The sequence below is a fragment of the Paranoxybacillus vitaminiphilus genome (assembly GCF_003259935.1).
Classification (GTDB): domain Bacteria; phylum Bacillota; class Bacilli; order Bacillales; family Anoxybacillaceae; genus Paranoxybacillus; species Paranoxybacillus vitaminiphilus.
The window spans coordinates 79,151-91,563 of record NZ_QLMH01000005.1 but is presented as its reverse complement, the minus strand read 5'-3'; the positions used below and the strand labels follow the sequence as shown (position 1 = coordinate 91,563).

At 38.3% G+C, this 12,413-nt stretch carries 6 protein-coding genes; 5 read left to right on the top strand and 1 reads right to left on the bottom strand.

What is annotated here, in order from left to right:
- Positions 1-268: 268 nt before the first annotated feature.
- The 5 genes from B0I26_RS08060 (at position 269) to B0I26_RS08040 (ending at position 5,543) form a co-directional block, all read left to right on the top strand.
- Positions 269-1,729 (top strand): alpha/beta hydrolase, encoded by a 1,461-nt coding sequence (locus tag B0I26_RS08060; RefSeq protein WP_111644938.1) that lies wholly within the window; start codon positions 269-271, stop codon positions 1,727-1,729.
- A 372-nt stretch (positions 1,730-2,101) separates the two neighbouring features.
- On the top strand, positions 2,102-3,997 hold the full coding sequence (locus B0I26_RS08055) for an S-layer homology domain-containing protein (protein ID WP_111644937.1): 1,896 nt from the start codon (positions 2,102-2,104) through the stop codon (positions 3,995-3,997).
- A 472-nt stretch (positions 3,998-4,469) separates the two neighbouring features.
- Entirely contained in the window at positions 4,470-4,658 is a 189-nt protein-coding gene (locus B0I26_RS08050) for a hypothetical protein (RefSeq protein WP_111644936.1), read from the top strand.
- Positions 4,659-4,809: 151 nt separating this feature from the next.
- Positions 4,810-5,091: an AbrB/MazE/SpoVT family DNA-binding domain-containing protein gene (locus B0I26_RS08045; protein WP_111644935.1), complete on the top strand. Its 282-nt coding sequence runs from the start codon at positions 4,810-4,812 to the stop codon at positions 5,089-5,091.
- A 20-nt stretch (positions 5,092-5,111) separates the two neighbouring features.
- Complete coding sequence (locus tag B0I26_RS08040) at positions 5,112-5,543, top strand: type II toxin-antitoxin system death-on-curing family toxin (protein ID WP_111644934.1); 432 nt, start codon at positions 5,112-5,114, stop codon at positions 5,541-5,543.
- A gap of 290 nt (positions 5,544-5,833) precedes the next feature.
- Here the strand turns inward: B0I26_RS08040 and B0I26_RS08035 are convergent, their stop codons facing one another.
- Positions 5,834-11,941 (bottom strand): lamin tail domain-containing protein, encoded by a 6,108-nt coding sequence (locus B0I26_RS08035; RefSeq protein ID WP_111644933.1) that lies wholly within the window; start codon positions 11,939-11,941, stop codon positions 5,834-5,836.
- Between the last annotated feature and the right edge of the window lie 472 nt (positions 11,942-12,413).

Genomic DNA, 12,413 nt, shown 5'->3' with positions numbered 1-12,413 from the left:
TTTAACCTTGCATTTCTGCCCGTTCCTTCTATAAATATCTGTGCCGGGCAAGTCTTTTTCTTTTTACACCGCCTTTACTTGTATTTCGTATTGTTTTTAGCCGTCGCAGCGTCATGCCTGTTGCGCCTTTTCATTCAAAAATGGTTCCCGCTGAACAAATCATTTTTTGCTCGACTGATGCTGAGAGGACAGGCATGAATTCATGTTGAATTAACATTTTATTCATATTAATATATATATTACCTTTTATGATTTTCAGGGGGACAACATGAGTTATTACAAAACGAATGATGCTGATATTTACTATGAATATATTCGTTCTGCTGACCCGAATGCAGAAACAATCGTATTGGCACATGGATTGGGGTTGGATTTGACAACGTGGAAGTTTCTTATTCCCTATTTGCAAGACTTTCATCTGTTAATGTTTGACTTTAGAGGACATGGTCGCACGGTGAGCAAAGCTTATGAAATCAACTGGAAAACGCTATATAAAGATTTCAAGAATCTTCTGCATTTCTTAGAGATTAAACGATATCATTATGCAGGTCATGGATTGGGTGGGCATTTCGGTATTGAATTATTCAGCACCTTTGGCGAGAAGGCAATGTCCTTTACTCTTTTATCAACGCCTTGTTATTATCCAGAAAAAGTGGCTCAAAAGGCAATTCAGTTCCGCGAAAAAATCGCTTCCTTTCTCAATCCGAATGATTTTGCCGATTTTATGATTCCTCAAATCCTTTATGATCGGACAGCGGAGAAATATGAACTCGTCAAAGAAGCTTATTTGCGTTCCGATCAGGCAAAGCATATAGATTTTTTAAAATTAATTGCACAATCTTTGTCATTAGAGAAGTTAACTGCCATTTCAATCCCAACCTTATTATTAAGCGGTGAATTCGATACAAACTATCCGCCTTCGCTCACCACGATCAGTTCCAACTATTTTCCACAATGCAAAACATATATTATTCCCGATTCATCGAATTTAGTGTTCGTGGATCGACCTCAGCTTGTCAGTGAACATATCAAAAGATTTTACTTTGAAAAACAGAAGTTCATTAACCGGGCAAAAGACCGAACGATTTTTCCCTATCTAGAAGAGTTAAACAAACATCTTTACTCCAAAAAAGATGATGTTTCAGAGCATTCCTTGCAAATTCATTTTCTTCATCAATTCAACATAGCATATGGAACGAAAAAAATAGAAGGACAGTGGAATCGCCGAAAAGCCAAAGAAATTATCAGTTATTTAGCCATCTGCAAAAAAGTGTCACGGGACAAGCTCATTGAAGTGTTTTGGCCGGATCTTCCATTGCCGAAAGCACAAAACCAATTACGCGTTTCTTTAAGTCATCTGCGGAAAATTTTAGGAGATTATCAGTTTATTATTAAGATAACAAACAAGCATGTTCAAATTACCGAAAACTATCAATGTGATGTATTAACGCTCCGGCAAAAATTACACGAATATCAGTTTACGGAAGATGAGTATATGCGTTTATCCATCGCCGCAGAACTGCTAAACATTTGGAAAGGCAATATTTTAGAGGATTTTTATGATAATTGGGCAGTCGAGCTGAAAAGAGAACTGGAAGATTTGCTGCTCGCTCTTTTTGAAGATGCCTATGCTCTGTCTATACGGTTAGAAAAGCGGGCAATCGCTTTGCAATTTGAAAAAATTCTTAAAGAAAGTAAAGGAGAAATAAATGATATAAGAATCAGCTGAATGTCATAATGGATATGAACCCGGGAACTCACCGCATCCCGGTTTCATATCCATGGACAGCACCTGAATGCCTATAACGGCACTGCTTTTAAGTTTACATGCAAACCAAGGCACATTCCACCTAATAACGCGACTTTTTTAATCCCCATTTTTCTTCCTCCCTCTTTGCTTTTTCTAAAGAAATCCTATTATTTCTCCCATTACAGGTTCATTACAAAGAGAATTTCTGTACGAAATACGCATAGTTCGTTGAATGCAACATTCGTCAAAACCACCCATCACAGACGCGTATTTCATTGTAATGACTTTGTAATGCACCAAATCGTATCTTTATAACGTAACAAAATTCTTTTAGAGATTGGGGGACAACGAATGAAAAAGCTTATCGGATTTGTCGTTTTGCTCTTCTTCATTCCACTATTTCATATTCAGGCATATGCAAAAACTTCGTTTACAGACATTACTCCCTCTCATGACTCTTGGGAAGAAATTCAATATTTGATTGAACGGGGAGTCATTAATGGTTTTCCCGATGGAAGTTTTCGGCCGAACCAGCCGGTAAAACGCATTCAGGCGATTACTATGCTTGGACGTGCTTTAAATTGGGATACAACGAACGTAAAAGCACCGAATGTTAAAGATGTAGAAAAAGGGACAGAGGCGTACGGTTATATTGCTGTCGCTGTCGAAAAAGGGATTATTGCTAATTCCACAGCGTTTAATCCGCACGGAACCCTAACCCGTGCACAAATGGCAAAGATGTTAGCAAACGCATTCCAGCTGCCAAAGGGAGAAAGCAGAAATTTTAAAGATGTTTCTTCTAAGCATTGGGCTAAGACGTTTATTGATCAGCTGGCATCTTCAGGAATCACAACAGGGTATCCTGATAACACATTCAAACCGGAAAATCCAACAACACGACTGCAATTCTCACTATTTTTGGCACGGGCTTTAAACCCGGAATTCCGCGAATCATCAACCGAAGATCATTCAAAAGCGGTACATTTATCAGAAGTGATCGAATATAACGATCGACTTTACACATGGTGTGATAATGAATGGGACGAAACGAAAATGTGTTCCATGAACTTAGATGGTAGTGATCATCAAATCATTCCTCTTCCGACGGGATCGCTTGCTGTATGGAACGGTAAGTTTTACATTAACACATTTGATAATAAAATTGTTTCTGTCAACTCTGACGGAACCGGGTTGAAAACAATTGTGGAAGCAAAGAATATTCCTGAAAAAATGGATCCGATCTATCTTTCTGATGTAATCATTACAGAAGACTGGATTTACTTTTCTGTAAGTTCAAATCATCCGTATGAAGGCGCCATTTATAAAGTCAAACACGATGGAACGAAGCTGACGAAAGTGCATAATAAACCAAATCTGGATTTAACATATGCCAATGGCGAACTATGGTTTCACGAGGAATATGCCGATGGATGGCTAACAAAAATAAATATATCCAGCGGCAAAAAAACGTCATTCGGAATTCATGGTGTTCAATTTATGATTGATGATGGATGGGTGTACTTTGTTGAACGGAGCGACACCGGGGACTTCCCACTATATCGAATGAAGTTGGACGGATCCAATAAGCAGCTAATTGTCGCAGATGTCAACCCAAACTCCGATATTTATGTAAAAGACGGAACGGTCTATTATGTAAAAGGGTGGTACCATGAAACGCCGACATTGTATAAAAACAGCCCAGATGGAAAGAAAGAGCAGAAGTTAGCTTCTTTTGATAGCGATATTCACATCTATGGAATATGGAAAAACCATATGTATCTTCTCACCGATCATGGAGAATATAAAATCATAGATTTAACAACATTATCAGTGAAAAATCTTGTGCTTCATCAATATATAAAACCTGAAATTACTACACCCAATCCGCTCGTTGAAAGATTAAAAAGCATTGTTTCTGAACCGTATGAAGTGGTCGTTAAAGAGGGGTACCCTGAAATTTTATTAAACGGTCAACAAGCCATCAATGTTGCCTATGTTGAAGAAACTTCAGAAGTTTGGTTAAACATGTATGATACTTCAGAAGAAACGCTAAAGTTAGCGATCGACATATTACAAAGCTATGATTCGAGCATTGATGAAAATGCAATCATGGAAACAATGAAGACATGCATCGCTGAAGCAGCTTCACAAAATTATGAAACCGAAAGCTTTTCTTTAATAGCAATGCCGCCAGTGGATGAAACCGATCCCGTTGATTTACTCATTGTTGCCAAACTGAAGCAGTAAAAACGAAGCTGTCTCAAAAGCCAAGGGTCAGACCTCACAGCACAATATATACATCATATGTTGTGATAAATGAACCAGGCGTGAGGTCAGACCCTTATGAGACAGTCTCTTCTCAATCTCGCGTTGTTTAGCCCAGCTGCTCCCTTTTATATTTTCATCGCTAGACAAAGTGATACTCTCCACATATGAACTTGCCAAATCACTTGCAGACAGCTATCATCACAGCCGCTCGAATATAAACGACGATCTCTTTTTTATAAAATTTTCCTAAAAAGTAACAACTCCACGCATTGTCACTATGATAGAGGGCAAGCACTTATCCCTCTAAAACCGTAAAACATCCTAACAAATATCATTAAAACGCCGAATCAAAACATGGATCAACACCATTCCAAAATTCTACTTCCGCCCAAAAATAAGAGAATTTCTTCGTAATAGAGGAACCATTACAAAATTCAAACATCCTCTTAGTGTGAATGAACGACATGAATGGGCTGCTTACTCCGATCAAGCAGATACAAAACAGAAAAGTTCGGCATTGATCGAACGGGCTCTCGAGATATTGAGAGAAGAACTCGAATCCGACCAACGCGAAAGACAAGTACATGCCGCATTTGGCGCCTTTGACATCAAAACGTATGCCGGAACATATGAAATATGAGTTTTTGTTTGGAGAAAAGCCCTTTTTATTATTCCGTATTGCTTTTTGAAGAATCGTTGTTATAATTGTTTATACAGTAATAATTATATTAATAAAGAAAAGATAAAAACATCCTTTTTTGTAAATGTTATGGAAAGGAGATGGTAAAAAAATGAGCATGGAAATGTTGGGAAGCAACTATGAAAAAACGTACACACGTCGAATTAGTCAAGTTGGGAATAGTTTGTCCGTTAATCTACCGAAAGATTTAGCCACTATGTTAAACCTAAATAGAGGCGATGAAATCGAAATATCCTACAATGAAGAACGAGGTGAAATTGTGATGAAACGCGCAAACCGAATTCCAAAAGGAGTCCGGCCAGAAGTATTAATGGCAATGAACCGCGCGATCTCCAAATATGACGAAGCGCTTCGAAACTTAAAAGATAGATGAAGGAGTAATCAGGGTAAAACATGGTTTATTATCTAACAGCCGAAGAAATCATATTCTTACATTACACGATAATGGAAATGTATGATGACGCAGAACAAGCGGGGATCAAATTCCCCGATAAATTTGAATGGATGCTGGAAAGACCGAAAACAAAATTGTTTGGGGAGGAACAGTTCCCTTCGATCATTGAAAAGGCATGTTGCTATTACCATTCCATCGCTACGGGGCATATTTTTCACAACGGCAATAAGCGAACGGCTTTAGCCGTATTCGTAACATTTCTTGATTTGAATAGATATGAATTCACGATGACCAATAAAGAAGCAGAAGATTTTACAGTTTACCTTGCTGAGGATGATAAGTTTCGAGGAAATGATTGCATTCATCACCTTGTCAATGAATTAAAAGGTTACATTCTCCCCATTGAAAAGCAAGAAGACAATCAACGTTAGTACCCCTATCATCACTAGACTGAATGGAGCGATTAAGCTTAACCTCCCTTCACCGGAAAGTGGTCAACCGCCCAACCTGCTTATGCAGCTGCTATTAAAATTCTGACATTTGTCTATTTCCCATTCTAAAAGGAGAGCCGTTCACTTCTTACAGTGACGAGCTCTCCTTCTTTTTTAACATGTTCATCGACAAGTCTCCCGCCTCTAAACAGAGTATAGGCAGGAGAGGCTCATCCTAAAAATCAGGGGCGCGGCCAAGCATGAATCGTGGTATCCCTCTCGTTGGACTGTTAATCATTCATATACTCAATAAACACTAAGAAACGGTGCAAAATGGCAGCGATATGTGAACGATTCGCAGGGTCTCGCGGTGCAAAATGACCTGTCTCGCGTCCCTTCATGATATTAGCCTGTAACAATAACTCAACATCATCGTGAGCCCAAATCCCTATAGCATCTGAATCTTTATAGTTTGTGATTGATTTTTCCGTATCAAGCTTTTGTTGGTCATAACCAACATACTGCATAGCCCTAGAAATCATCGCAGCAGCTTGTTCACGGGTGACTGATTCATAAGGAGCAAAACGGCCATCATCTTTTCCTTTAATAATTCCTGCTTCAACCGCAGCCATTAGCTCTTCTACGAACCATTCGTCTCCCTTAACATCAGTGAAGCGGCCATCATATTCTTTTACTGTCGCTAATCCAAGGCTGCGAGCCAACAAGACCGCTAAATGAATACGTTTTGTATCCTCAAAAGGACCATACGTACCGTCTTTGCGGCCGTGAATGATGAACTTAGACGCCAGACTTTCGACATCCTCTTTATTCCAAAGACCTTCAAGATCTGAGAATGTTTGATCATGCTCTACGACGGTGTATTTACTGTTTGTCATACTTCGAAAAATAGCTTGGTTGTCGTCAAAGTAAGTTGGTAGAGCCGTAAAGGTTCCATCATTGTTCAATCTTACGACGGTCGCCCGATTAACATTTACTTCGCTTCGGAGCTTAATAGATCGTTTAATGGATTGCATAAATTGATTCAGTTCAACTGCTTTGTTATTGGCTGAAGCAACCACAGCAAAATCAACAATATCTGATACTGCTGTTAGTTGATTATTTTTTAACACCCCTTCTTCATCAGAGGCTTTATTAATTTGAATAGTAATCTGAATCTCACCTATCGATGTATGAAGTTGTTCAGCCAATTGTGGAAGATTCAACTCTTGTACAGGTAAGCTGTATGTTCCCTTTCCTGTCTCGACTTGAACAACGGATTTTTCATTCTTCTTGTGCAAAAGTTCAATGACATCGGATGGCAACACAATCTCTGCCAACTCTCCACTTTTTTCTGGTTTTAACATGATCGTTAGCATCTCAAATGGTGTCTCATTGGCAATCAGATTTTCAACTGTTGATTTCGCAATCGTTGAAGTGACTTTTTTCTTTCCATCTTTCGTTGTTTCTTCTGTTACTACTATTGAATTCTCAGGTAAAATGACTTCTCCATCCACAGGTTTTCTTTGTCCGTCAGAATGATCAACATCGGATCTTGGCGGAACAGGTGGACTACTTGACCCTCCACCGCCACTTCCACCACCTGAATTAACTGGCTGTTTATCTGTTGTGAAAGTCCAAATATTTGAACGAACTTTTCCTTTAAAATCATCGCTAACAATTACATACCATCCATACTCTTTTTCTGATGATAGATTTTTCCATGCAACCTCCGCTGTTTCATTGTCTTTCACTTTCGCTACTTCACCAATTTTTTCATCTGTAAAAACATTTACTTCAAACTTGTCTGTTGCTACTACTTTTTCTTGAGGCTGCAAGTTCATATCAATCACAAATTCATCTTTTCCAGGGTATGTTGTGCTGTCATAATAGTTGTATCGGTTTAAGTATGGTGAATATGTCTTTACATAAATTTTGTTTTCGACAGGATTTACGTGAAGCAGCCGCATAAATCCTTGTCCGCCTTCAGGTCCGCCTTGATAATCAGCAAGCATTTGATATACTTTGCGGTCTGGTGTACCGTCTTTGTTATCATCGATTTCATCGACTAATGTTTCGCTGTCATGATAATGTCCGGAAAGTACAGCGATCACATTTTGATTCGGGATGACAACTTCCTCATAAATTTTATTGCCAATTGGACTGCGGTTTCCTGAGACAAGCAAGTATTCATGGAAATTCAAAATCGCCATTCGGTCAGGATATTTTGCCAGCACTTGATTCATCCAAGCAATATCTTCGTCACTGACTCCCCAGCCCATGTAAATCATGATGAAATCATTTCCGTTTACGCTTATAAGATCGTAATGCCCACGGTTGTTTTTATACGATTCTCCGTAATAGTCTTTTCCTTTAAAACGTTCTTCACCAAAGTATTTGCTGTATTCGTTATAATCGCCTGTTTTATGGCCGACATCATGATTGCCAGCCAGCACGCCGTATGGAATGTTATGTTCGTCAAGAATACTCATTGCTTCATGCGCGTTGTTCCACTGCATTTCGTCTTCAGCTTCATCGACTAAGTCACCCGTATGAAAAACATATTGAATATTTAATTCTTGTTGTTTTTCCGCAATCCATTCTGTCATTCGCTTAAAGATATGCGGATAGCTTTCCGAATAATATTGCGTATCAGACATCCAAACAAAGGTGTAATCGAATTGAGGCGTTGACGCAATTTCATCCTGTACCATAACTTGAACGGTTTGATCTTTTAGATAATCTGTACCTTTCACCGTTCCCTGCAATGTAAAGTTTTCATTGTTTTCGGCTACTTTCCAGCTCAATGCTTCCCATCTGTTTGTATTGTAATTCCAAACGTACATCGTTACTTTTCGACCTAAAAGAGACTTTCCTTCCCAATTTAATTCGATTTCATCATTCGCATCGATTTCTTTATCTAATTTCACTTGGAAACGTTGATACGGAAATTGGGTTGTTGATTTCGTTGTTACATATTGAGAATCGGCTTTTTCTAATTTTTTTAGTTCCTCATCGGTTAATACGGTCTCGCCTTGAGGAATCATCTCTTTAGGCGGTTCACGGTCAACGTTGTTTTGGTAAATAGACAAATTGTCCTTTTCACCCGGCTTATATTGATAACCTTTAAAGAAAGTAACGTGTAAGTCATCTTTCGTAGGATCAGAAACTTTTACCTTTAATTTTGGCGATGTTGATACATTTTCTTCTTGATCCTGAGGTGAAATGACTTCAGGGCTAAAAGGTTGTTCCTCTACAGTAGAAAATGTAACCGTTTTTGATGAAGAATTTCCGACATGATCCACTGCTGTAAAAGTTAATGTATGCTTTCCATTTGATAATTCAGCTGATGACGTTACAAATGGAAGAGGGATTGGTTTGCCATCCAAAGTTGCTTCCACTTTACTTACTCCCGCGATTTCATCCTTCGTCTCTGCATCAATCGTAAACTCCCCTTTATATTCTTTTCCTTCTTCCACCGAAGAAGTTATCATTGGTGCGCTATTGTCGACTTTTACATTAGCCATTACCTTGTTTTGTCCATCAGCGGCTTGGATGATGTGCGTTCCTTCCGCTGCTTTCGTCGTATCCCACACATAAGCTTTGGCATTGAACTTTTCATCAGGAATAGTAAACGTAAAATCAACCGTTTCCTGTGATGACACTCCGTCTCCTACTGAAATTTCTTTTTCAGGATCTGCATAATTGGAATCATAAAGAACCGTGCCGTCTTTCAATACTAATCTGGCATTTTTAATGTAAAAATCATCGCGGTTTTCTTCTGATTCTTGATCAAATGGAGAGACTTTTGTGCCTGAACGAACGGAAATCGTCGTTCCTTTGCCTTTCTCAAAGTGGTTCGGATCAATTGGCACTGTTAACGTAACATATTGATTAATCGTATCATCAAAAATAAGTAATACTTCGTCTCCGATTGTAATTCCATTTTTAAAATAAAGATTTGTTTTTTTCACATCTACCGCAAAATAGACATGATCTTCCAGAGCCGGTTTTGTTTCGGCAGTGACATCTTTTGAATCAATTTCAATCGTTGTGCTTGCGACGTCATTTGAACTAGCTTTGATGATTGCCGTTTTATTCAAAATCGTTTCATCTGTCACGTTTAGTCTGATTCCTTGCTGCTTCTCTTCTTGGGTAATAGCAATTATTTGTTTTTCCGTTGTTACATCATTCGCTCCATCCGAAATCACCACGTAGTATTCGATAAATGACTTTCCGATTAATTCCGGGGAGTAGATCGTATAATGATATAAGCTGTCGTTAAAATCTTGGATCAAGTCAACAGATTTATATTCAGCCGCTTCATTATGCTTGTAAAAAAGACGGACTGTTTTTACTTGTTGATTGTCTTTTGCGTCAAATAATAGTTGAATATTTTCATATTCTGATACTTGCTTTTGCGTTGTTAAGTCTTCAAACGCCGGTTCTTCATTATCTTCTGGAATGGCAACTGGTTGATTAGGCACTTGTATCAGTGCCACCTGCCCCGGCGTTGCCTTTTCTTTTGCACTGCTATATTTCTTCATATTAAGAGAACCGTCTTTTGGAAACGTGTATAAAATTCCTTTATCAGCTGCGGTATCCTTCACGTTCGGTTCATCGTTATAATAAGCAGCAACAACGTCATGGCCTGTATTCGTCGCGATCACAATACCGTTATGGTTCGTATTTGACATGCCGTTAGAGTAAATTTTCGCAATGCTTTCGTTTTCCACTAATTGAGTTCCATAATGAGCATTAAAATCAGCAACTGTTTTATCTTGATTCCCTTTGTTGATAATCCAAAACACCATCGTTTTTCCGGCCGGCAGGATGATATCTTCTTTTTCCGCTCCCCATACTAAATCGGCTTCAGGACCATCCATTGGATAACGATAGTGAAGTTTATAGTCTTTTAAATGAATATCTTTGGAAGAGTTGTTATAAATCTCGATAAATTCGTAGCCATCAAGTCCGTTGACATTCGTTGAATCCGGAACAAGCTCTGTAATTAACAATGGTGGCAATTTTTGCGCATCAAACGCTCCGCTGTCAATCGTAATTTTCTGTTCTGCCGTTTCCGCTGTTTGTGTTCCGTCAAATGCTTCAATTTTATAAAACACTTCATTTGTCAAAATGCTTTCTTTTGGAATAATGGCTAAATACGTATTTGTTTCTGCATTGGTTAATTCCATTGGAATAGATTTATATTCGCCATTTTCTTTAAAATGGTAAGATAAGACAACACTAACGACTTTTTCATTATCTGTTACATTTGCTTCAATCTTAATATCTTCTTGCCATTTTCCTTCGGTTACTGGTGTATGCGTAATAATTGGAGGCTGATCGTCATTATTCACTTGAACAGGTTCAGCAGGCACTTGCCCTTCAATGATTTTTCCTGGATTTGCAGGGTTGCTGAGACCGATATTGACGAGCTGGGCTTGATGATTGAATACCTTATATTGAATACCCTTGTTTTCTGCCACATCTTCTTTTACATAATGAGCTGATGAAATTTCGTTATTGAATGGATCAGCGATAATAATGGTTCTTTCTCCGTTATTCGTCATGCCATCTGAATGAATCGTCGTCATCCTGTCTTCGCTGACCGCGGAGTTATAAATATGGTTGAAATCCTCGATTGTTTTTTCTTCATTGGATCCATTTTTTATCCATACAACCAATGAAGACTGAGCTGGAATTGTCTTATTGTCGTCAAACTTCCAGATAGCATCTGCTTTATTATCAGACGCGGGATAGCGGTAAATAATGTGATAATCTTGCAGTGAGACGGGCTGATCGCTATTATTGTAAATCTCAATAAACTCGTATCCGTCTTTTTCTCCTGTGTTGGATGAGTTAGGGACTATCTCCGTAATGAGCAATTTCGGATTTTTCTGCGGATCATCGTTTCCTTCAGCTTGTACCGTTACTTTAACCGGTTCTTCCTTATTAGCTGGGTAATACGTTGTTTGCTCTCCATCTGCTGCCTCAATATAATAAGATAATTGATTTCCAACATACTCATTAGCTGAAATCGTCCCTGAATATTCGAAATCATTTCCTTTTGCCAAAGGTTTTGATTTCCACTCTAACTCTGGTGAAGTTTGATAAAAAAGAGTAACAGTCGTGTTCTCGCTGGCATTTTCTACTCTTGTACTAATGACTAAATCTTGTTGATTGCCGATTGTCGTAACAGGAGTATGTAAAAGTTGTAAATTCATGGTGTTACTAGATTCCGATTGCTGTGGTGCTGTTGTGTCTGTTGATTCAGGTTGCTGCGATGCTGGAATGTCTATTGACTCTACCGCTGCAACAGACATCGAAGGTAAAAAAGTCGCAGCAAATATAAAATAAGCGGCAACAATTTTAACAAAAGTTGATCTAAAATACAGCATCTTGATCATTTCCTCCTTTACCTTTAGGATGTTGTTTTTTGTTATAAGAGTGAACAACAGGGATTTTTTACACAATGATTATATAGAATTAATTTTCATAAAATATTTATAATATGTTAATTTTAGGTAAAAGAGGAGTCCTATATAAATCAAACTTGATTTTTAAGCAATATTTAAAAGGTCCCTGTTGCTTTATAAGCAGGACTCCAGTATATTTTTTGTTTCACATGTTGAGAGTTTAAGTTGGATTTATATAAAATATAAAAATAAAAGGAGAGCCGTTCACTTCTTACAGTGACGAGCTCTCCTTTTTTTATTCTTTCGGGCGGTGGCCGCACAGAAGCACCACAGAAAACTTTGCGCCTGACATTTAACGCAATACGCGCAAAAAACCTCTACCTTTTATTATTTCTTCCTTTTTCATAGCACCAGTAAAAATACATATTTAATTTTCCAAGCACTGAATCCTACT

What these genes read in the sequence shown, in the direction of transcription:
- B0I26_RS08060 (WP_111644938.1), top strand. Translation starts at nt 269, where the DNA reads ATGAGTTATTACAAAACGAATGATGCTGATATTTACTATGAATATATT.
- B0I26_RS08055 (WP_111644937.1), top strand. Translation starts at nt 2,102, where the DNA reads ATGAAAAAGCTTATCGGATTTGTCGTTTTGCTCTTCTTCATTCCACTA.
- B0I26_RS08045 (WP_111644935.1), top strand. Translation starts at nt 4,810, where the DNA reads ATGAGCATGGAAATGTTGGGAAGCAACTATGAAAAAACGTACACACGT.
- B0I26_RS08040 (WP_111644934.1), top strand. Translation starts at nt 5,112, where the DNA reads ATGGTTTATTATCTAACAGCCGAAGAAATCATATTCTTACATTACACG.
- B0I26_RS08035 (WP_111644933.1), bottom strand. Translation starts at nt 11,941, where the DNA reads ATGCTGTATTTTAGATCAACTTTTGTTAAAATTGTTGCCGCTTATTTT.